The organism is Synechocystis sp. PCC 7509 (assembly GCF_000332075.2).
Lineage (GTDB): Bacteria > Cyanobacteriota > Cyanobacteriia > Cyanobacteriales > Chroococcidiopsidaceae > Aliterella.
Window position 1 is genome coordinate 114058 of record NZ_KI966369.1, and the last position, 20387, is coordinate 134444.

21 protein-coding genes and 2 pseudogenes are annotated in these 20387 nt (G+C 39.9%); 12 read left to right on the forward strand and 11 right to left on the reverse strand.

The genetic code is table 11. The features are described 5' to 3' along the window. Positions 1-10 precede the first annotated feature (10 nt). From SYN7509_RS27155 to SYN7509_RS30355, 4 genes are all read left to right on the forward strand, one after another. Positions 11-424 carry a helix-turn-helix domain-containing protein gene (locus SYN7509_RS27155; RefSeq protein ID WP_051482582.1) on the forward strand — a complete coding sequence of 138 codons (414 nt, stop codon included), beginning with the start codon at positions 11-13 and terminating at the stop codon, positions 422-424. Beyond that, positions 402-965, forward strand: a complete 564-nt coding sequence (locus SYN7509_RS0223450) for an IS630 family transposase (protein WP_038022430.1) — start codon at positions 402-404, stop codon at positions 963-965. The genes SYN7509_RS27155 and SYN7509_RS0223450 overlap by 23 nt, the downstream gene beginning before the upstream one ends. Before the next feature lie 85 nt (positions 966-1050). Further along, positions 1051-2379 (forward strand): IS701 family transposase, encoded by a 1329-nt coding sequence (locus SYN7509_RS0223455; protein ID WP_009629866.1) that lies wholly within the window; start codon positions 1051-1053, stop codon positions 2377-2379. Positions 2380-2440: 61 nt separating this feature from the next. Then, positions 2441-2593: a hypothetical protein gene (locus SYN7509_RS30355; RefSeq protein WP_158506200.1), complete on the forward strand. Its 153-nt coding sequence runs from the start codon at positions 2441-2443 to the stop codon at positions 2591-2593. A gap of 359 nt (positions 2594-2952) precedes the next feature. On the opposite strand, the gene SYN7509_RS0223460 is transcribed toward SYN7509_RS30355, so the two are convergent. From SYN7509_RS0223460 to SYN7509_RS0223490, 6 genes and pseudogenes are all read right to left on the reverse strand, one after another. Next, positions 2953-4497 (reverse strand): cytochrome P450, encoded by a 1545-nt coding sequence (locus SYN7509_RS0223460; RefSeq protein ID WP_009630122.1) that lies wholly within the window; start codon positions 4495-4497, stop codon positions 2953-2955. Positions 4498-4692: 195 nt separating this feature from the next. Continuing rightward, entirely contained in the window at positions 4693-4914 is a 222-nt protein-coding gene (locus SYN7509_RS27940) for a tyrosine-type recombinase/integrase (protein WP_084610806.1), read from the reverse strand. Positions 4915-4923: 9 nt separating this feature from the next. Continuing rightward, positions 4924-5169, reverse strand: coding sequence for a hypothetical protein (locus SYN7509_RS27945; RefSeq protein ID WP_028954563.1), 246 nt, complete (start codon positions 5167-5169; stop codon positions 4924-4926). Next, positions 5169-5452, reverse strand: a pseudogene (locus SYN7509_RS31125) (IS1 family transposase); the annotation flags it as partial. The pseudogene SYN7509_RS31125 and the gene SYN7509_RS27945, both read right to left, overlap by 1 nt. Before the next feature lie 50 nt (positions 5453-5502). After that, positions 5503-6072: a hypothetical protein gene (locus SYN7509_RS0223480; RefSeq protein ID WP_009630119.1), complete on the reverse strand. Its 570-nt coding sequence runs from the start codon at positions 6070-6072 to the stop codon at positions 5503-5505. 332 nt (positions 6073-6404) lie between these two features. Next, entirely contained in the window at positions 6405-7409 is a 1005-nt protein-coding gene (locus SYN7509_RS0223490) for a tyrosine-type recombinase/integrase (protein ID WP_009630118.1), read from the reverse strand. A 114-nt stretch (positions 7410-7523) separates the two neighbouring features. Between SYN7509_RS0223490 and SYN7509_RS0223495 the strand changes: the two genes are divergently transcribed. Further along, positions 7524-7772 carry a UPF0175 family protein gene (locus SYN7509_RS0223495; protein WP_009630117.1) on the forward strand — a complete coding sequence of 83 codons (249 nt, stop codon included), beginning with the start codon at positions 7524-7526 and terminating at the stop codon, positions 7770-7772. Then, complete coding sequence (locus SYN7509_RS0223500; RefSeq protein WP_009630116.1) at positions 7756-8241, forward strand: PIN domain-containing protein; 486 nt, start codon at positions 7756-7758, stop codon at positions 8239-8241. Before SYN7509_RS0223495 ends, SYN7509_RS0223500 begins: the two co-directional genes overlap by 17 nt. A 307-nt stretch (positions 8242-8548) precedes the next feature. On the opposite strand, the gene SYN7509_RS0223505 is transcribed toward SYN7509_RS0223500, so the two are convergent. Then, on the reverse strand, positions 8549-9259 hold the full coding sequence (locus tag SYN7509_RS0223505) for an IS6 family transposase (protein ID WP_028954484.1): 711 nt from the start codon (positions 9257-9259) through the stop codon (positions 8549-8551). 90 nt (positions 9260-9349) lie between these two features. On the opposite strand from SYN7509_RS0223505, the gene SYN7509_RS28895 reads away from it, so the two are divergent. Beyond that, positions 9350-10129 (forward strand): IS1 family transposase, encoded by a 780-nt coding sequence (locus tag SYN7509_RS28895; RefSeq protein WP_009630072.1) that lies wholly within the window; start codon positions 9350-9352, stop codon positions 10127-10129. Between the two features lie 7 nt (positions 10130-10136). Here SYN7509_RS28895 and SYN7509_RS0223515 read toward each other — a convergent pair whose 3' ends face one another. The 4 genes and pseudogenes from SYN7509_RS0223515 to SYN7509_RS0223530 all read right to left on the reverse strand — a co-directional run bounded on the left by SYN7509_RS0223515 (position 10137) and on the right by SYN7509_RS0223530 (position 17861). Further along, entirely contained in the window at positions 10137-12689 is a 2553-nt protein-coding gene (locus tag SYN7509_RS0223515; RefSeq protein ID WP_009630071.1) for a hypothetical protein, read from the reverse strand. A gap of 82 nt (positions 12690-12771) precedes the next feature. Beyond that, positions 12772-15444 (reverse strand): GTPase, encoded by a 2673-nt coding sequence (locus SYN7509_RS0223520; RefSeq protein WP_009630070.1) that lies wholly within the window; start codon positions 15442-15444, stop codon positions 12772-12774. Between the two features lie 508 nt (positions 15445-15952). Beyond that, positions 15953-16791: pseudogene (locus tag SYN7509_RS28900) on the reverse strand (IS5 family transposase). Positions 16792-16955: 164 nt separating this feature from the next. Then, positions 16956-17861 (reverse strand): tyrosine-type recombinase/integrase, encoded by a 906-nt coding sequence (locus tag SYN7509_RS0223530; RefSeq protein WP_038022445.1) that lies wholly within the window; start codon positions 17859-17861, stop codon positions 16956-16958. A gap of 126 nt (positions 17862-17987) precedes the next feature. Between SYN7509_RS0223530 and SYN7509_RS0223535 the strand changes: the two genes are divergently transcribed. From SYN7509_RS0223535 to SYN7509_RS30535, 5 genes are all read left to right on the forward strand, one after another. Beyond that, a complete protein-coding gene (locus SYN7509_RS0223535) occupies positions 17988-18560 on the forward strand; it encodes a Uma2 family endonuclease (RefSeq protein ID WP_009630412.1) in 573 nt (190 codons plus the stop codon). Continuing rightward, positions 18550-18774: a hypothetical protein gene (locus SYN7509_RS0223540; protein ID WP_009630411.1), complete on the forward strand. Its 225-nt coding sequence runs from the start codon at positions 18550-18552 to the stop codon at positions 18772-18774. The genes SYN7509_RS0223535 and SYN7509_RS0223540 overlap by 11 nt, the downstream gene beginning before the upstream one ends. Beyond that, positions 18764-19270: a hypothetical protein gene (locus tag SYN7509_RS0223545; RefSeq protein ID WP_009630410.1), complete on the forward strand. Its 507-nt coding sequence runs from the start codon at positions 18764-18766 to the stop codon at positions 19268-19270. The genes SYN7509_RS0223540 and SYN7509_RS0223545 overlap by 11 nt, the downstream gene beginning before the upstream one ends. Next, on the forward strand, positions 19270-19932 hold the full coding sequence (locus SYN7509_RS0223550) for a hypothetical protein (RefSeq protein ID WP_009630409.1): 663 nt from the start codon (positions 19270-19272) through the stop codon (positions 19930-19932). The genes SYN7509_RS0223545 and SYN7509_RS0223550 overlap by 1 nt, the downstream gene beginning before the upstream one ends. 271 nt (positions 19933-20203) lie before the next feature. Further along, entirely contained in the window at positions 20204-20374 is a 171-nt protein-coding gene (locus SYN7509_RS30535) for an EF-hand domain-containing protein (RefSeq protein WP_009630408.1), read from the forward strand. Positions 20375-20387 lie beyond the last annotated feature (13 nt).

Consider the following 20387-nt stretch of genomic DNA (forward strand, 5'->3'; position numbering starts at 1 on the left):
TGGAAGACAAATGAAAGCATACTCTACAGACCTGCGTCAGAAAATAGTTGATGCGTATAACCAAAAAGAGAGTTCCCAGAGGCAGTTGGCAAGAAGGTTTCGGGTCAGTTTGACATTTATTGAGAATTTATTAAAGCGTTATCGCACCGATGGAACCGTTGAACCCAGAGCGCATGGAGGAGGTCAAGTAGCTAAACTTAGCCCCGAACAAGAGGCGGTAGTAGCTGATTTAGTAGACGAAAATAATGATGCCATTTTGGTAGAGTTATGCGACCAACTGGAGCAACGTGTTGGAGTAAGGATCAGTCGAGCTACGATGGGACGATACGTCCAAAAGCTCAAACTTACCAGAAAAAAAAACTCTGCGCGCAACGGAGCGAGACAGCGAACGAGTACAACAGTTGCGGGTAGAATATTGGCATGAAATTGGAGCAGTCAACTTGGAGGATTTGGTGTTTGTAGATGAGACAGGCTCCAACTTAGCAATGACACGGCGTTATGCCCGTTCTGTCCGAGGCAGCCGCGCCTATAACCACGCTCCTTACGGGCGCGGACAAAATGTAACATTGATTGGTGCAATGGCGCTACGGGGGCTGGTAGGTGAAATTACTTTTCCCGGTGCAACTGATGCTCTAGCATTCAAGACCTATGTGACTCAGGTATTAGTGCCTAATCTCTGGACAGGCGCGTGTGTAGTTATGGATAATTTGCCCGCCCACAAAGTTAATGGTATCCGTGAGGCAATTGAATCGGTAGGCGCAACAGTCATTTATTTATCCCCCTATTCGCCAGATTTTTCACCAATTGAAAACTGTTGGTCAAAAGTCAAAGAGTTTCTGCGTGCCAGAGCGGCACGAACCTATGCTCAGTTAGACCAAGCAATTACCGATGCTCTCGCTGCGGTGACACTCCAAGACATTATTGGCTGGTTCACCCATTGCTGTTGCTATGTTTCACCCAACTGAGAACTGCTGTATCCCTCTTCTGTCACTTTCCGGGTATAATAAGTAAAAGAATCAAAAGATAAAACTCTAGGAGGTAAGCAGAGCAATGGATGTGGAATTACAAATCTTGAAACATTTAGCAAGAGATGCTCACCCAACAGTTGCCATCATAGACACCTATTGTGCAGAGTACAGAGAACTGTTCAAAGAAGTAAGAAACTATGAATGCTTCAAATACTTACACTTGGGAATAACGTCACCAATAAAAAGAAAATCATTGCCAGAAATAGCCAAAGTAGTAAGTATAAACTCCGCCCAATCATTACATCATTTTATAGCGAATTGTGATTGGTCAGTAGAGGAATTAAAAAAGCGAAGATTGAATAAACTCAAGAAAGCGCTAAATGGAAAAGCAATTACCGTAGTAATAGATGAAACCGGAGACAGAAAAAAAGGTAAGAAAACTGATTATGTAGCTCGGCAATATTTGGGAAGTGTAGGGAAGGTTGATAGAGGAATAGTGTCCGTCAATGCCTATGGGGTTTATGCCAATATAACGTTTCCTTTAACATTGAAAATATTTAAACCCAAGGGAACGCTAAAAGAGGAAGATCAATACAAAACAAAAATAGAATTGGCATCAGAAATAATTACAGAATTAATTGAATTAGGCTTGAATATTGACTTAGTGCTGGCAGATAGTTTTTATGGTGAAAGTAGCCAATTCCTTCAAAAACTAACCCAATATCAATTAGCTTATGTCGTAGCAATTAGAACTAATCATGGAGTCTGGCTGCCAGCTAGTCAGAGCGTTAGGGCAAACAAATGGTGTAAATTCACGAGAACATTTAGTAGCCAAAAATCAGAAATCAGATACATAAGGGAAATAGTTTATGGAAAAAAAAGAGCGATAACCTACTGGGAAATAACTACTGACCCAGAAACCATGCCAGAAAATTCTACTTCGTTCATCATGACCAATCTTCAAGGGAACTTGAAAAAGACTTTAGGGGATCTATATGGATTGAGAACATGGGTGGAATATGGCTTCCGGCAGTGTAAACAAGAATTAGGTTGGACAGATTATCGCTTTACTCATTTCAAGGATATCGAAAGATGGTGGGAGATTATTTTTTGTGTTTATACAATGATTAGTTTAAGTTCTCCAGCTTTTTTAGCTATACATGAATCTTATCAAATTCAAATTGAGAGTCAAAAAAGTAATTCTGTAGATTTTTCTAATCATCAACAATGGAATCATGAAAGCGGATGGAAGAATGTTTTAAATAATCTGCGATTAGTTGTCCAACCACTCGTATCATTTTGGCTAGTTTATCCTTGGTTAGATATTTTTCCCAATTCTAATTTATTGCTTGGATTTAATCATCTAATCAGTGCCATGAATCAATTCAAACCCTTTTATTCTTCTGGATGAAATGCTTTATTTACTACTTTTTAATCTCGGAAACTGACAGAAGAGGGGTATAATTGAAGGTTTGCGGCGCAAGCCCAGAGCCTTTATTTACTGCACTTGGCAACAAGAGTTACTACCCACTCCAGCATTTCGAGAACGGTGGTTAGAATTAACCGTTCAGTTCGACCTAGATACGGCGGCTGTGTTGATGGTCGAAGCCTTGTATAGGGATTGAGCCGAGATACGTGTAATTTAGTGCCACTTCACTAGAAACGCTTACCTCATCTCCGTTTCAGCCATACTACATTAGGTGTTGCTGATGTCTGCTAACTAGAATTAGCAGATGTAAATTGACTTAAAAAAGGGTTTTATGTCTGCTAATGCTACTCAAAACTCCCTAAAATCATGTCTGCTAAGGTAAGTGGCACTTTTTTACAGCTATCTCGGCTCAACCCCTAGTATACGTTTTAATTTCAAACTCTCAAATATTTAGAGCTAAGTTTTTAGATAATTGACTATGTATATACATAGCAAAAAGAGGTAATAAGGCTTCTTACTACCATTTTTGGTTCCGTTACTGTCTTGACCCTTTTCTTACCTTCTTTGCCGAAAGCGCACAGGCATTTTGTCGGATGGATAAATCAACAAGTTCTGCTGTAACTGCTCGACAGATGAACGACCGTTGACTAACTCCCAGTCAAAATAGCGCAACAGTAGTGCCAGCATTACTGTTGATTCCATTATGGATAGCTGCTCTCCCAAACAACGATGAGAACCTGAGCCAAAATCTATCATTAGCAGTGGACTATGGGTACTTTTGTCTAACCAACGCTCCGGCAAAAATTCTCCGCTTTGAGGATAGATTGTTGAATCTCTGCCAGCAGCAAGCATTGACCAGGTTATTTTTGTTCCGCGAGGAATAAGCTTACCTGCGATTGTCAGGTCACGAGTAGCTTCTAGTGGAGTCGAACCCGAAGCGACAGAATAAAGGCGCAAAGTCTCTTTAATAATGGCATGAATATAAGTTAGTTCTTTAAGGGTTTCTAAACTAATGCCTCCTTGATGCCAAGCTGAGTCAACTACAGCTTGCGCCTGCTGAAAAACTTTTTGGTTTAAGGACAATTCTGCCACTGCAAAAGATAAAGTATGGGCTGTAGTGTCAGTACCCGCCAGTAATAGTGCAACAACTTCTGCTACGAGCGTCTGTTGATTGTATTTTGGCTCTTTAGCAGCTATTTTCACTAACATTGATGCTTGGAACAAAGGACTTATCTGTGTTAAATCGGTCTTGTTTTGTGATCTCATCTGTAAAGCTAAGTCTACTCTAGGAGTAATAAATTCTTCTAAGTACCGCCTTGCTGCCCAATAATCTCGCGAATTTTTAGTTGGTAGATATTTCTGCCATTTCTTCTCGCCAGTAAATCCCCTCAAAAACCGATAGCTTAAGATCGACATTGCTTCGTACACTTTGAGAACTTCGAGGGGTGGTCCTTCATGACTGGCGCTCTTTTTATCTACAGGAATTCCTAGGATTAGAGTGCAAATCACCCTCATTGTCAGTTCTACGAACAGAGGATCTACCTGAACTTCTTTTGGTGGAGAAGTTTCTTTGATTGTATCGATGGCTTGTTCGCAAGCAAGCTCGATAACTTCAACATATTTAGTCAGACTGCTAGAACTAAACTCGGGGTTCCAAGCCTTGCGTCGCCACTGCCACTGCGCTCCGCCTTGACCGATCAAAATTGGCCCGATAATATCGTTCCAAGCGTTGTTCGCTTGCGACGCTCTAACTAGGCTGCCATCTTTCATGCCATTGACAATAGTATCTTCGATAACTTTTGGCTGGCTCAAAACAAGAACTGGAAAGCCAGTCCAATGAACATACATAGGTCCTAGCTGCTGACTCCAATCAAACAATAATTGAAAGTATTTTTTCTGTTTTACTGCTGTTAATACTTGAGGGATATTTCCTAACAGCCAGTGTTTGGGGGGAGAAGGAAGTAATTGTAAAGGTTTGTAAGTGTTGTGCCGTTGCCACCAGCGTTTGCTAATTATTGCGGCTGTAGTAGTAACGCCTAGAACTATTGCTAAATATGGCAATGAGTTAGAAAAAGTAACCTGAGCAGCAATTTTGAACATAAGTTTATCTTTATCTCGTAAAAACTTCAGAGGTTTAAATAGTAGAGGTCATAATCCTTAAAATCACGCTCGCCCATACGGCGTGTGCAACAGATTCGCCACCTTACGCCAGTGCCACCTATCCCCGCCTGTCATACCGCGCGGTAATCACGGGATCAGTATAACTGCAACTTTTTCAATTTTACTTGAATACTCTTACGACTCTAAATACAAACTAGAACTATCGGTTGGTCGCGCATGAAGATAGCGCCCAGTTGTAGCAATGTTTGCATGACCCAGTGTTTCCTTGACCAAATGCACAGGAGCGCCGCGATCCATTGCCTGACTTGCATGAGCATGACGCAACCAGTGCGGTGATACAGTTTTAGCTACAGCCTCCTCTAGCCCTGGCACTCTTTTCGCCGCAGCTTTAACAATGCGATTGACCTACATTTCCTTCAAATGCCCCTTTCTCTTGCGGCTAGTAAATACTGGCTCACCAATTGCCGCATCACCCCGCATTGATTGCAATTCCTGCCACAGTGACGCAGGCAGCTTAATTGCCCGTGTTTTACCAACTTTTCCGTAGACCAATACCTGTCTCCCGACATCTCTGGGTTGCAGCGAGAACCACTTTGCGTCACCTCTGACACCCGTAGCCCTGCAACATACAGTAGCTTTAGGGTAGTGCATTAGACTATTGTGGGATAGGTGGCAATGTCGCTCCAAGTCCAGGATCGAGAGGTTAATCCGGCACGCCAGAGCTGCGGTAGATTTGAAGCGACCATGCTGCCAAATCCATTTTGTTGTGACTCACTACTAATCGAGTTGTCACTTTTGTCTGTTCCCATACCTTGCCTTGCCTTGTTTTGCCGTCGATGCCATCTGCCAGTTTGCTGTCGCACAGTACCGTTAGTACGTACGAACATCGCTGCGTTCTGTCTTTACCAATGTGGTGATACACCTTTAAAGGCAGTGACCACAAAATCCGCTAGAACCAGTGTTAACACGGGATTAAATCGGCAATCAACCTTGAAACCCTCTTAAATAGGGAGCAATATATTTTTGCCCCCGTTCAATGTAATAAAGTGAAAAGAGAGTTTCATAATCCTGCTTGACTAATGATATTGCTCGCTTTACACGTTCATATCCATAGACAATAAACTGGGCTGTAGATGCTGCGTAGTATTCGCGCTCTGACTCTTTGACATTATTTTTAAACGCATCTTTGTAAAGCGATCGTCCGGCTTGAATAAATGCCTTTTGTTCGTCATCAAATTCAATTTGACCCTCACTGGGAAAATATAATTCTGTCCGTTTCATAAAACCCATAATTAAGTTCATACATTCACGGGTTTGTTCTACAGATAAACATTCTTGGTCGCCACGACGAAATCCCCATTGAGTACAACCATTAGTTATTTCTAATACCCGTAGCTTGGCAAATTTATCGAGAGCTGCATCAGAAAAGTTCTCAAACTCTTCGATGCGATTTTCTATAAGCTTTCTGAATCCTGAGAAATCTTCCTCAAAAAACTCTTTCAATTCTTGAATCTCTGCCAGTTTGTCCCAGTAAATAGTGTATTGTATTTTCACGATTAAAATCCGAGTGAATTGTCCACACTTTAACGTTAAGTCAGTACAAGTAATTGGGTTGTGTTGCGAAAACTTCGTGAGGACAGAAAATCCCTGTGGCAGGAGTTTGAATTATGCAACTACTCCGAAAATTTGATTGAGGAAGAGAACCCGCTCTTTGACGGTCTTCTTAGGAACTCCCAAAATTTGACTTTTCCGCATCATGTTCATGATTTTATATCCTCTGATGGTTTGTCGTGCCGTGTTGAAGGAGCCAAATCCCATCCCTGGCTTGACTAATTGTCTAAGGTTAGCGACAAGTAATGGAACAAAAAACTGGAACAAGCTAGGAGCTAATCTTCGTCCTCATCCTCCCCGATCGCCTGCAAATAAGCCTTGGCTGCCGCTTGTTTCAGCGCTCCTTGAGTATAGCGCCCGTAAACTCTATCACTTTTAATTCCCATCAACTCCTTACCATACATTGGATCTACGCCTTTACGGGTAATGCTTGTACCAAATTCGTGCCGAAAGCGGTGTGGTCTAATGTCGTTCACTTGGGCGATCACCCCCAATTTTTTGATCATTCTGTATAGCCCCTTGTAACCCAGCCTCTCCCCTCGGTGCTTCGGGTCTTGACACAGAAACATAGGGCTATCAGGCGTTGGAGCAAACGCCTCACTTTGCTGCATTCGCCACTCTAAATATGTTTCCAGGTATTGTTGTGCTTCCTTACTCAAGGGAATTTCGCTCACGTTTTGCCCCTTGGAACGATGAACAGTAAGCCTTTTGCCGTTCCAGCTATTGACATTAAGAACTGATAATTCCGAAGCCCTTAGCCCGTGACTGAGCAAGGCGACAATGGCGCGATCGCGTATCCGAGTCGCTCCCTCCGTAGACAGCGCGTGCCAAATATCAACCATGTCCTCTTTTTCAATATGTAGGTCTTGCGGCTCCTCGACCCGTTCTAGCCCAATTGCATCCGTCGGCAGGGGTTGGTTCACCGGATACCCATTACTGCGCCGCATCCATTGATAAAATGCTCGTAACGTATTCAGGGCATGGTTAATCGAAGCAGGCTTAAGTTCTTGCTGCAATAAATCCCGCCGATATTTGCCGATATCGCTAGGGGTTACATCTAGCCAAGACTTATTGCACCAGGCGCTAAAACTCTTTAGTTGTCGCTTGTAAGCGCGCTGCGTGTTATCTGCCTTACCCGTCTGCCGCAAAAACTCCTCAATTTGCCAATGGCGAAGGTCTGACAGCGTTTCATTAGAAGTGCTTCGCCCTGTCTTCTCCCGTCCGCCATCAAGGGGAACGATAGTAATGGGTAATATAGGGCGGTCGGGGAGTTGGGGCATGATTTTTAGGTAGAGATAACTGCACTTATCAGACTCAGACTATTCTCAGATTATTATCTCACAATATTAGTGATACGCTAGTTATAGTTGTTTTCAACTAAACATTACTCCCTCATGCAACTATCTATTCCTGACTCCGTTTTGTCTGCTATCCGGCTGCCAGAACCTCGAATTGAGCAAGTCCTGCTGCATGAATTGGCGATCGCTCTTTATACTCAGGAGCTACTTTCTTTTGGCAAAGCCCGTGAACTGGCACAAATGAATAAGTACGAATTTGGACAGTTATTAGGACAGCGTTTAATATTGCGGCATTACAGCTTAGAAGAATTATCGGACGACTTGGATTATGCCAGTGGTGAGTAATACTTCGCCAATCCTCAACTTAGCTATTATTGGACAGCTTGAACTGATACGTCAGCAATTTGGACAAGTGCAAATACCACTAGCAGTTTTGGCAGAATTAAAAGTGCTTGAGGATAGACCCGGATCAAAAGAGATTCAAGCAGCAGTGGATACGGGTTGGATTAAGGTTCAAGAAGTATCTTCACAGTTGTCAGTGCAGTTGTTGCAGCAAGTATTAGACCGAGGTGAATCCGAGGCAATTACTTTAGCAATCGATCTTAAAGCAGACCGAATATTACTGGACGAGCGAGACGGGCGTAAAATTGCTAAATCCCTTGGGTTAAAAGTAACCGGAGTTTTAGGGATTTTACTTCGAGCAAAGCAAGAAGGTGATTTGTCTTCTTTACTAGATGCGATTGATGCTTTGGTTAAGACTGCTGGTTTCCGGATCGCACCGGAACTATTAGCAAAAGTTTTAGAGGAAAAATAAAATTACCGTTTCAATAATCAAAGGCGACCTAAATGATTGTGCCATGAGCCATAAACCGATCCTTGACCCCAGTCGTTCCTATACCTTCAGCAACTACTTCGACTTGGATGCCGATCCCTTCGATCTACTTACTGAGTTTGGTTATTTTCTGACTCGTTCTCCATTGCAGTTGCCACACTTTTCTGAGCCTTTGGAGCAAGTAAACTTTCTTAAAGAGCGGATTGACAATATTCTTCCTTATGTAGACTTAACGGTTGTGTTGCAAAAACTTAGTGAAGACAGAAAACCCCTGTGGCAGGAGTTGAAATTATGCAACTACCCCAAAGATTTGATAGATAAAGACAAGTCGCTCTTTGATGGCTCCCCTGGGAACACCAATAACTTGTCCTTTTCTAACCATGTTCAGAGTTTCATATCCCCGAATGGTTCTTCTTGCAGTGTTGAAGGAGCCAAATCCCATTCCTGGTTTGACTAATCGTTTTATCCCCCGATGGTCTTGCTCCACAATATTATTGAGATATTTAATCTGTCGTAATTTCACTACTTCGGGTAACTTATTGGCAGCTTTGAGTACGTTAATCGCTTTTGGATAAGCAGGGTTCTTATCCACAGTGATGACTCTTGGTACGGAAGTGTGAATTGCTTTCAATGTCTTACGCAAAAACCGTTTCGCCGCTTTCGCATCCCGCTTCGCTGTGAGGAGGAAGTCTAAGGTGTTCCCTGCCGAATCGACTGCTCGGTATAAATACTTCTGCTTGCCTTTGACCAAAATATAGGTTTCATCTACCCGCCATGAGTCATTAGTAAGCTTTAGATACGGTCTGACTCGTTTGTCCATTTCTGGACTATATTCTTGCACCCAACGGAAGACGGTGCTGTGATGTATATCTAATCCCCGCTCGTTCACCATCTCTGTTACTTGGCGATAGGAAAGCGGATAGCTTAGATACCACCGAACACAACGTAGGATGATTTCTGACTGATAATGCCGCCACTTGAAGGGGGATTTAGAATTCATTAGAGGCCGGTACAATGATTTTCTCTAGCGGAATTATTTCAGCCTACCATTTTTTGCAACACAACCGGGTTAAGTATTCTATGAGGTTACATGACTGTTTGGCTTGCTGTTCAATGTCCTGATTGCCACTCTACTGATGTCTCTAAACATGGCAAATCTACCGAAGGCAAGAAGCGCTACGCCTGTAATAATTCTGAATGTCTGCGACGCACTTTTATCCTCGACAACAGTCATCCGGGACGAAAGCGAAGTGTCAAGCACCAAATTGTCGAGATGAGCATCAATGGTAGTGGAGTCAGAGATATTGCGCGGGTACTTCATGTCAGCCCCTCTACGGTGATTCGAGAATTAAAGAAAAAGAAGCCGCATTTGCAAGCAGTTAATCAGAAATTGTTAAAGACTATTCGACCAGAGCAGGTAGAAGTAGAAATCTACAAGGTCGAAGAAGAAAAGGAGCCAGAGCCAGGAATCAAATCATCTGAGTTAGACGAGATGTGGAGCTTTGTAGGCAATAAGAAAAATCCTCGATGGCTATGGCATGCGATAGACCGCAGTACAGGGAAAGTTCTAGCATATGTTTTCGGCAGACGAAAAGATGAAGTTTTTCTCAAGCTGAAAGAACTGTTAGAGCCGTTTGGTATCAAGAGATATTGTACGGATGGTTGGGGAGCTTATGAACGCAACTTGCCGGAAGACAAGCATGAAGTTGGGAAGAAAAACACTCAGAGGATTGAGCGTAAACATCTAAATCTGAGGACGAGGATTAAGCGATTAGCCAGGAAGACTATTTGTTTCTCTAAGTTAGAAGAGATGCATGATTTAGTAATTGGCTTATTCGTTAACTGTTATGAGTTTGGTTTATCGATTTAGAGCTAAGTCACAGATCGAGAACACCACCAATAATTGGAACCATGTCATCAGCTTGATATTGATAATAAAAATTCAATAATAAGCTGCTTTTATCCTCATCAGTCATGTTTTCTTCATCAACATAAGAACCAGTACCAACTAGCTCTAGGTTGACGAACCCTGAGTATTTTTCTAAATCGTTAAAAGAATTTTTTCCATTCCCTGGATTTGCCAGAGCCAATTTTACCTGCCATACAGAATAAGGACTGAGCATCAATTGTCCATTATCTAGCTTTTCATAGGCTTCATTTTTAGTATAAGGATGCTCTTTCCTATCTTTCTTAAATCCGTACATCAACTCTAACTTATTATTAGAGTTTACGTCGATGTTGCTACCGAATTTATAAAATATGTTGTTGAATTTATAGTAAGAATCTGTTGAATGAGTCAGATAAACATTGAAATTGTCTAAACAGGAATTTAGTTCTTGCTGTTTCTTCGAGTTTAGATGTTTTATTCTGAGTTCAATTTTATTAAACTTAACAGCATAATAGTAAGAGCCTTGGACAGAAGATATAAGAGTTACCACCTCACTTTCATACTTCTTATTGCTCCCTTCTTTGAATAATATATTAATTGCGTCAGCATATTGACTACCTTTCCAAGTAAAGAAAGGCGGGATTACTGAGTCGTTCAAACCAAAGCTAGTTTTCACAATTTTTGTATCCATTTCGGTGATTGTCGCATTATATATTTCTACCTTCTCTTTCAATGAGTCTATGATTTTGGTAACACTGGTAGCATTTTCGAGAATATCCTGTTTAGCATCAATATTCAACATGAAATTAAAATTGCTAAAAAATTTATCTGCAAAAGGAAATGCCCATTGTTTTACAGCAGATATTAAAGTGCTATATCTTTCCAATATAGTATTTTGTAAAATAATTATCTTTAATTCATTAACTTCTGGGTAATCAACTGTTACTCCAGCAGAGTTTACATTTGCTATATAATCAACTAGCTGTGCTTGTTCTTGATAATTTTCGATGCGATCGTAAATACCTACTAAAGTAGCGATCGCATCGCTCATCTTTTCAAAAATATGTATAAAAGCTCCGTGAGTTTTAAACCCTGATGTCATTTCATCTAGTTGATGTTTTATATCTTTCAGATGTGCTTGTATTTGCCACTTTGAAACATCAAGTGCTATATGTGACTTGTTCTTAAGACTATTTTCTAAATTTGTTACATCTCCTTTCATATTTGTTATCGTTTCCTGAGAATAGGAATTTACTATATCTTTAAAATCGTTTAATTTTTTGATACTTTCTTGATTTTTAAGAATTGCCTGGTTTATTTCGTCAATTGCAGATTCAGAATCTTTAATTGTATTATAAATGTTGATTCCGGCATTAGCCACATTTATTAGTTTTTCAGCTTTATCTAACCATTTTTCAAATTTTGCGTGTTCAACAGTAGGGCTTGTATCGTCTTTGAGAGCTGTTTTTTCTTCCTTGATAGTGCTTCCTAATTCCTCATTTAATTGTTTTATTTTATTATTTAGGGCAAATACCTCCGCTTCGATCGGGAAATATAGCCCTGTATCATCACGCTTCGATAGCTGTTCAATTTCTAATTTGAGTTCCCCGCCTTTTATTTGAAGTTGTGCAATTTTGCCACTTAATCCTTTTGGGTGATCGGCCAGAATATCAGTGATTTCTTTTATTCTTTCTTTTGTAATTTTCTCTATTTCTTCTTTTGTTCCTTTAGAGTAATCTTTGCATCCTTTAATAAACGTTTTCGCTCCTTCTGGAATACTTGCGATAGGCAACTTGTTACCTTTGGAATCTTGTAATACGAATCCTTCCGTAGTGTTTGAGATTGAATCTAATAAGCCCGCAGCCACTGCTCCTTGCGGCCCAGCAAACGCAAAAAGTGAGGTTAATACTTTTAGTGAACCAAAAAATATTTTAAGGGGTAATTGTGCTTCTAATTCTTCCTTCTTTTTAATGAGTTCTTCTTTGTTTTTTTCTCCATCTTTTTTCAACTCCTCAATTTCATTTATTAGTTTCTCAAAACTCCTATCTATTTCTTGATTATATTGTTCGATAGTCTCTTGCAATTGCTTAATAAAACTATTAGATTCTTGGATCTTTTGCTTGATTTGTGAATTGTATCCTTTTTTATAAAAATCAATTTTTTCTATTTGCTGTTGTTTTGTAAGACTTTTTATGTTTGATTCTATTATTTTAATGAACCCCAATATATCTATTACTAAGTCACTTAAATTGTTAGATTTTAATTGGTTCAGCCTGCTTAAAATAGTGCTATGCACATAGTTAAGAATAACAATATCTCTATTCTCAAGATTATCTACTTTATTACCTTCAGAAAGTTTTTTGCCGTAATTTGCATAATTTTTTACCCTTTCTAGCAGCGCGTAATATTGTTTGATTATGCTTGGAGTTAACTTTCTATCCATACTTGATGGATAATAAACTTCTTCTAAAGCCTTTAAGTCATCAATGAAAGCACCATAACCATAGCGAATATCTGAAGGTAAAGGAATATCGTTTGACATTTTTTGTTCCTCTATAAAATTTATAATTTCAAAAATTCATTACAGCTTAATGAAAGCTATTAACTTCAGGCAAATTAATTACTCAGTGAGTATCTAACCTTCCTTGGATTTCACTTAACGCTTTTAACAATTCTTCGGTGTTATGTTTAAGAAATTTATTGCCTATATTTTCAGCCATAAATTTTCTATATTCAATAAATGGTTTATACCAAATCATTTCGATTTTTTGTTCTTGATCTGGCTCTTTTGACCCTGGACTTAAAAGAGAAATTCCATTGTTTGCTCTTCCTTTATCACCACTCATGCGACTATCTTCCAAACCACAGGTTGAACTTCCCCTCGATCTGTTATTGGTACTCACATAAAAAGTAGTATAGGCATCTTGTCCATGTTTTCCTCCAATACCCCCATTACCAGGATTACCATCTTGACCATTTTCTCCATCTTCGCTAACAGCAGAAATGCCTTGGTTTTTTGTATTGAATATCTCAAAAATTCCTCGTTTTCCCCCTAAACCACCTAAACCACCTGCACCGCCGTTACCTCCGACTTGTCCATTTAGACCTTCATTCTTATAGTCTTGATACTCATAATCGGTGATGCTACCCCATCCAGAGGTAGTTTTTTTTCTTGGAACTCCATATGGATGCCCGACAATGGGTTTGTATTTATCCGGGCTTTCATAACTTAAAGTATGAATTGAGTTCTTGTAAGCATCTGCATCAGTTTCACTGCGACCATCATGCCCATTCCCACCATTTTGTCCTAAACCTCCTTTGCCTCCAATGGCGCTAATTGTTAAGGCGGAGGAATTATAAAATGTGTTACCTACACCAAGAAAATTTCCAGCACTGTGACCTGGCTTACCAGGAAGACCATCAGCGCCCTTTTGTCCATCAGTCGCACCATCGGTAGCTTTTGGCAAATCGTGAGCCTGACCATCTAATCCGTCGAGCGTAATTGTATTTGACCCAAACATATACCACTCTGGGGCAATAATACTTACATTTTTACCGGGTAGGTCTAAACTCTTATCATCTAGAATTAATGCCTTACTTGAGTAAATACACAAAGATTCGGTGTTTTTACCCTTAATAAAATCTAGGACTTCACTCAATTTTACTATACGACCAACGATGATTCTCCTATCACCAATATCTTTAGATTCTGGAGATTTTAGTAGATAATCCAGCAATTTATTGATTTGTGACTTCTGAGCTTCAGTAAAATTACCAAAATCCCTTACTATTGTGGAAATCAAATCTTCATTATTTCTGTTATTTTTTAATTGATCTAAACTCTTAATTACATTTTCATCATTCAATTGTATATTCACTAAGTTAATAAGTATTTGATTAAATTCTTCTTCCCTAACCAAAAAATTAAGGAGAGAATCTAAAGCTTGATAGTAAGTATATTTATCAATTTGCTCGCTTAAATGCCCTAAAAAATTAAGAAATTCATTGTTTGCTAAGAATCCTTTAAATTTGGCTTGAGTTATCCCAATTCTAAATTTATTTACTTTCTGTCTTACACCTTCTAAAAATAAGATGGGATCGCTAAAATTAAATTGATCTTTATTCCAATTCCGATTATCAAGTATTTCTTTTAACTGATAAATATCTGCGCTACTATTGACCTTACTTGAATAATGCTTTTCTATTTGTTCAAAAATAGCACCCATATCAAAAGCCATTTTTGTTCTTAACTCTTTTGCAATGCCCACACTATCTAACTGGGCATTTGAAGTAATGCTGTAACCAAAATCAATATTATTTTTACTGAGATATAAAGTATTTGTTATGGCTTCTTGGATAGATTTTTGTTCATTTTCAAAAATTTTCCCTAATCCTGGTATTGTCAAATATTTTAAAGTTCCTTCCCCTGAAGGTTTGCGAAAAATTTTGATATGTTTGTGACTGATTATTGATTTAAGAAACGAAGGCTCATTCGGGTTTTCATTTATAAAGCTGTTTAAAGTACCCAAGATTTCGGCTGTAATTTCATCGTCTGTTTTGGAAACGTAAGCGTTGTTATCTATTTTTACACCATTATCAACTTTAGTAACAATTATATTTATCCCATTATCAAAATCATTAATATTACGGATAAAACTTGACAAATTTTTTATTAAAGAACGAAGTCCTTCAGCCCTTGCATCAATATCAGAGTAAGCTATAGTGACTAAAATTTTTACATTATTAATATAATCAGAAACTTTTTTCATGAATATAGCTTTTGCTATTTCTTCAACTATGCCTCTGGTATCTCCAAATCCTGGCATATCACAATATATTGTTCCTAAAATATCTTTGAATTGCGGAAAAAATGTTTTAGATTCTAACCCGTGTCCTATCTCTATATCACTTGTTGTATTGTTGTCTATTATTAATTTGCCATTTATCGTCTTTGCAACTAAATCATCTCCTGCAAGATAACTTATCAACGTACTTTTACCAGTACCAGAATTTCCAACTACAAAAACCAATTGCTTGTACTTGGGTTCAAATATATCTTTTTGGTTAAATTCCTCTATGTAACTAGAGATTTTCTTGATGATTTCCTTAGATGAATTTTCAAGTACTTCATTTGCTGATACAGATCCGCGAACATAAAAGGCAAGTGGGGCAATCAAAGGCTGCTGAATACTAGGCGGAGATTGAATATTGAAATTGGTAGGCACAATACTTGATTCATTGGGTAGCCATTTCTTATACCCTTCACAATGAAAATCATTGGCGCTTTCCTTTTTCATAAAGAATTTATACTCCTGTCTTAAAAAAACTCTCAAAAATTAAAAATGACTTCTGTTTAATATCTGTTGTACAAATACGTTTAATTCAAGTATGGCTCTGTTGGGAAACATCCTATTGTTGAAGTCTTCTTATATCCTCTTCATAAATTCACTCTTCATTGTACATCTAAGCTTAGAAAGACTAATGGTGAAGTTAAGCTAACTGTACAAAACGATACAATGAATCAGTCTGGAGAAGTTACAATTGTATTACCATTTCGTTCCAGCAGTAAGCAGGCTCTTACGCTGTCAATGTCAAAGCTTCTCCACAAAATCAACTGAATTGAGATCGATTTTTGGCTGTGAATCAGATAAGTGCGGTTATTTATCAAAGATTATAAGATTTAGCTGAAACTTTAGAGATTGAGTATTGGCAGCGAATCTAACAAGGTTTAGATATTGTTCTCCGATTTGACTAAAGGCGATCGCACATACGGCGTATGCAATAGACCTCTTGCAAAAGTCACCTTTAAAGTTGACTGACATTTAAGTAAAGCTCATAATTGTATATAGAAGCTATTAAATTAAACCTTAATCCAAATCGTTTCCTTCTATTTCTATATCGCCCTTGTAAAATCCTAAATCTTTTTAAATGAGCAAAAATATTTTCAATAATTATTCTTTCTTTCGCTAACTCTCTATTCTCTTTTCTCTCAGCTACAGAAAACTTACTTTTTCTTGGTTTCTTTTTGGGTGTTTGACTGAAATGATGATGCTTTTTAATTCCTTGATATCCCTTGTCTGCTAAACATTTAACCTCTTTCTTGATCCTTACCCTACTCCTTTTATATAGTTAAAAGTCATGTTCAGAACCCTTTCCATACGTCGTACATAGGATTTGCCCATCCTTTTGGTTGATAATTACTTGAGCTTTCAATGTATGTCTTTTCTTTTTGCCACTGTAATATTTTTTTTGTTTTTTTTAGGTCTTTCTATCGGAGTTTCCCTCACATCTATTACTACCGTCTCTAGCGGGTAATCTTCTTGAATTAATCTTTTTTTTCCTGGTAATCTTAGTTCCGGTGCTTGAATTAAAATATCTTCAACTTTTTTGATAATTCGATAAGCTGTAGACTCATTAATTCCCCAAGTTGCTCCTAGATGAAAATAAGTTCTGTATTCTCGCAAGTATTCCAAAGTCATTAATACTTGGTCTTCTACTTTTAATTTTGGCGGTCTGCCTGTTATCTTGCGTGAGCAATATACTTTTTTAACTATTGCCACCATTTGGTTAAATGTCTCATAATGCACTCCAGATAATCGTTTGAATTCTTCAGGAGTCAGCTTTTTTACTTGTTTATAAGTCATTATTGTCTCTATCTCATCTTTTTCTCCCAATTCTAACACTTACTTTTGCAAGAGGTCTAATAGATTCGCCGCCTTGCGTTTAGCCGCCTTTCCCCGACGATCGTACCGCGCGGTAGTCACGGGACTAGCACGATCGCAAGCTTTTTAATTTCGATTGGATGTCCCTAAGAATCCAAATACAAACTAGAGCTATCAGTTGGTCGCGCATGGAGATAGCGCCCTGTAGTGGCAATATTTGCATGACCTAAAGTCTCCTTGACTAGGTGAACCGGAGCGCCGCGATCCATTGCATGGCTTGCATGAGCATGACGCAGCCAGTGCGGTGATACATTTTCAGCTATAGCCTCCTCTAACCCTGGTACTCTTTTTGCCGCAGCTTTGACGATGCGATTGACCTGCATCTCTTTCAAATGCCCCTTTTTCTTGCGGCTAGTAAACACTGGTTCACCAATTGCCGCATCTCCCCGTATTGATTGCAATTCCTGCCAAAGTGACGCAGGCAGCTTAATTGCCCGTGTTTTACCACCTTTACCGTAGACCAACACCTGTCCCCCGACATCCCTTGGTTGCAGCGAGAACCACTGCAATTGCGTCACCTCTGACACCCTTAGCCCTGCAATATACAGTAGCTTCAGTAACGCTCGGTTGCGCTTATTCTGTTCTAAACCAATCATCGTTTGTACCACCCATTCTGGTAAAATCCGTTCTGCCAAGGAATCCTTCACCTTGGGCAGAGTTACCGCTCCGGCGGGGTTAGCTTTCAGCAACCCCGTTTTTTGATGAGCGAAAGTAAACAGAGATTTAATTGCCGCGATCGCCCTAGCAACAGAAGAAACAGCCAGGGAGCTTTGATGCAGTGCAGTGGAATAGCCCTGAATATCAGCTAAGGTTATCGAATCAATGGGTTTATTTACAACCCCCAGAAACTTTAATGCTTCGCGGCGATAGTAACGCTGAGTATGGGGTGACTTGCCGTGCAGCCAAAGGTCAAGCAACCCCTCCGTAGGAGTAATTGACGCACTGGAATGAGCGATCGCGTTATTGGGGGTTAAAAAGGAGTGATCGGACATGAAAGAGTGATTACGCGCATACTCCCTCATTCAATCATACTTCTAAAGCACCTTTTGACTCTAGCGAAACTCTAGCGACATAGATTGGGGTACAATGAAGAACAATTGCTTTTTTGGATTGCCTGTATGAGTTCCAGCAAAACTAAATTCAGCTTGCAAGAATTTTTAACTATGCCCGAAAGCGGCGATCGCACCGAACTTATCGATGGAGAAATTATTACTAAAGTGTCCCCTACAAGTCCTCATAGTCGCGCTCAAAAACGCTTGCTTCGGCGGCTCGATGATTGGTGCGAACAGACCAATCTTGGCGAGGTCAATCCAGAGTGGACTGTTACCCTAAAGCGTAACTCTGTTGATTGGGCCCCCGTTCCTGACCTCACTTATATTTCTACGAGTCGAATTCCAGCCGATTGGGATGGACAGGGACCATGCCCAGGTATTCCTGAGCTAGTCATCGAAATTATCTCCCCTGGTCAGTCTTTTGGCGGCATGACAGGTAAAGCAACAGATTATTTACTTGCTGGCGTAAACAGGATATGGGTTGTAGATAATCAAGCACAGTCAGTGACAGTTTTCGGTGGCAGTGATTTTCCTCAAACTTTTTGGATTAACGATACACTTTCTGATGTACTGCTGCCAGAACTTGCGATCGCTCTAACAGATATTTTTGCACCGAGACGACTTCCTAATGCCGAATAACATCCGTCAAAACAAATCAACGATTGAAATTCCTGCCCCCCAGTTTGACGTTTACGAATTTGCAACTCTGTACTGGAATGAGCAAGAGCGAACGGTGAAAGTAGTTAGACGCTGGTTTGATTTGGAGGATAACCAGTGGTGGTACAAAATCCATGATTCTGAGGTGCTTTATCCAGAAAATGCTTTCTCGTTGAGGACTTTTGATGCCGACTAAAATCCAAGATAAATGCAGACAGTGCAGCAAGCTGTCAGTTGAAAGTGCGATCGCGCGTCACGGAACCGAGGGCGATGGCTGTTGGGTAGGAGAACTCTGCCATAAACGCCGCACCTATTACAAAAAACGTGATTTATACAACCGCAACCGCCGCCTTAAGTATCAAGGGGATAAGGAATCGGTGAAGCAATTAGAATCAATTACCATTCCCTCCGTCCCGGCGGTTATTGTCTATTTCTACCGAGGACGTAAGGATGAGCCACTTCATGCCCTGTCAGTGGAACTATGGGTAGGGCAGCAGAGGAGAGCCACACGCGAACCCGTCCATACTTTGGGTTGGAAAGAAGCAAACGTCAGGGAATATATTTTGAGTGCGATCGCTTCCTTTTCTCAGCAGTATGAAGTCAGCATTAGCGGCGTTACGGCAACTGTCGAACTCAAGCCCAGCTTGTGTCCTCTTGAGCCTTGCCCCTTGAAAGTTGAAGAAATAAACTAATGCCTCCAAGCTACAAGCAACTGGAATTAGATTTATGGGGCGATCTTAAAACGGCACTCAAAGAGCCAGAATCCGCCGATATGGAATTACTTTGGCAAGGCTTGGAAGATGCGATCGCCAACCAGGATAGCAATGAGCAATTATTAGTTGCTGGAGATGCGATTTCTCAGATTGTGGAAGTCTTTGTTTTACGCGCCAAGGGTATTTTGGATGGTTTGGAGATAACAGATAACAGTGAGGGACCTGTTTTAGGCGATGACTTTTTATCGGGTTTGATACGACAGTCGATGTCGATGGATTTATCTGACTTGATGGAGGACTTGACTTTTGAGCGTGTTGAATCGAGTCCTGGTTCAGGTTCGGTGGTATCGGTAATTGACCGCAAAGAAGCTAGAAAAATCGCTCGTAAAGCCAGGGCTGCCATGAGGAAAACTTTGAAAGAGTTGGCGGAGAAAGAGAATATCCCTAAGTGGCAACAGGCGATTTCTTGCTGGATTGAGCAGCACCAGGAGCAGAAAGTTTCACTAGAGCAACTACAGCAAGCACTGGGTATGCCACTGGTCGAAGTTTGGCTAGGACTGCTGCATTCGCCTACCTCTTATCAGTGGGATGGTCAGGGGGAGTTTTATCGGGATGCGAGGGATTTTTGGATTGGTAATTGATGAAGCTACACTTGGATACATTTAACAAATACTTTAATTTATTTTGGCAGTCGTTTACTAAATATTGTGGCTTTTAAAAATGCTGTAAACGTTACTATATCCAACTTTACTAATCTGATTGCTATGCTCCAGTTGCATATGGATTAAATCCCTAACCATCTCGTTTTCTCCACCCAGCGATACCCATTTCTATGTTTAAGAATATAAGTTTGTTTAATGAGTGGGATATTAATGAGATATTAAATTGAAAAATCAATTCTGGCAGAAACTTATGGCAACCGAGCAACAAGAGCTTCAATCTCTTTTTGATACCTCAGATAGCGACCAAGACGGCAAAGTCTCTATTAATGAGCTTTTTTTAAGTCCTAGCTTAAGTGCAATTATCTCATCTCCAAACAGGTATCAGTTTCAATATTCAGTAGTGAATCACCTTTTTTTATAGCCACTGCCTTCTT

Bases quoted from the DNA above. Each gene is read 5' to 3' on its own strand.
- SYN7509_RS0223455 (WP_009629866.1), top strand. From the start codon at position 1,051: ATGGATGTGGAATTACAAATCTTGAAACATTTAGCAAGAGATGCTCAC.
- SYN7509_RS0223530 (WP_038022445.1), bottom strand. From the start codon at position 17,861: ATGTCCGATCACTCCTTTTTAACCCCCAATAACGCGATCGCTCATTCC.
- SYN7509_RS28895 (WP_009630072.1), top strand. From the start codon at position 9,350: ATGACTGTTTGGCTTGCTGTTCAATGTCCTGATTGCCACTCTACTGAT.
- SYN7509_RS0223535 (WP_009630412.1), top strand. From the start codon at position 17,988: ATGAGTTCCAGCAAAACTAAATTCAGCTTGCAAGAATTTTTAACTATG.
- SYN7509_RS0223545 (WP_009630410.1), top strand. From the start codon at position 18,764: ATGCCGACTAAAATCCAAGATAAATGCAGACAGTGCAGCAAGCTGTCA.
- SYN7509_RS0223550 (WP_009630409.1), top strand. From the start codon at position 19,270: ATGCCTCCAAGCTACAAGCAACTGGAATTAGATTTATGGGGCGATCTT.
- SYN7509_RS0223520 (WP_009630070.1), bottom strand. From the start codon at position 15,444: ATGAAAAAGGAAAGCGCCAATGATTTTCATTGTGAAGGGTATAAGAAA.
- SYN7509_RS0223515 (WP_009630071.1), bottom strand. From the start codon at position 12,689: ATGTCAAACGATATTCCTTTACCTTCAGATATTCGCTATGGTTATGGT.
- SYN7509_RS0223490 (WP_009630118.1), bottom strand. From the start codon at position 7,409: ATGCCCCAACTCCCCGACCGCCCTATATTACCCATTACTATCGTTCCC.
- SYN7509_RS0223500 (WP_009630116.1), top strand. From the start codon at position 7,756: ATGCCAGTGGTGAGTAATACTTCGCCAATCCTCAACTTAGCTATTATT.
- SYN7509_RS0223460 (WP_009630122.1), bottom strand. From the start codon at position 4,497: ATGTTCAAAATTGCTGCTCAGGTTACTTTTTCTAACTCATTGCCATAT.
- SYN7509_RS0223505 (WP_028954484.1), bottom strand. From the start codon at position 9,259: ATGAATTCTAAATCCCCCTTCAAGTGGCGGCATTATCAGTCAGAAATC.
- SYN7509_RS0223540 (WP_009630411.1), top strand. From the start codon at position 18,550: ATGCCGAATAACATCCGTCAAAACAAATCAACGATTGAAATTCCTGCC.
- SYN7509_RS30535 (WP_009630408.1), top strand. From the start codon at position 20,204: ATGGCAACCGAGCAACAAGAGCTTCAATCTCTTTTTGATACCTCAGAT.
- SYN7509_RS0223495 (WP_009630117.1), top strand. From the start codon at position 7,524: ATGCAACTATCTATTCCTGACTCCGTTTTGTCTGCTATCCGGCTGCCA.
- SYN7509_RS27945 (WP_028954563.1), bottom strand. From the start codon at position 5,169: ATGCACTACCCTAAAGCTACTGTATGTTGCAGGGCTACGGGTGTCAGA.
- SYN7509_RS27155 (WP_051482582.1), top strand. From the start codon at position 11: ATGAAAGCATACTCTACAGACCTGCGTCAGAAAATAGTTGATGCGTAT.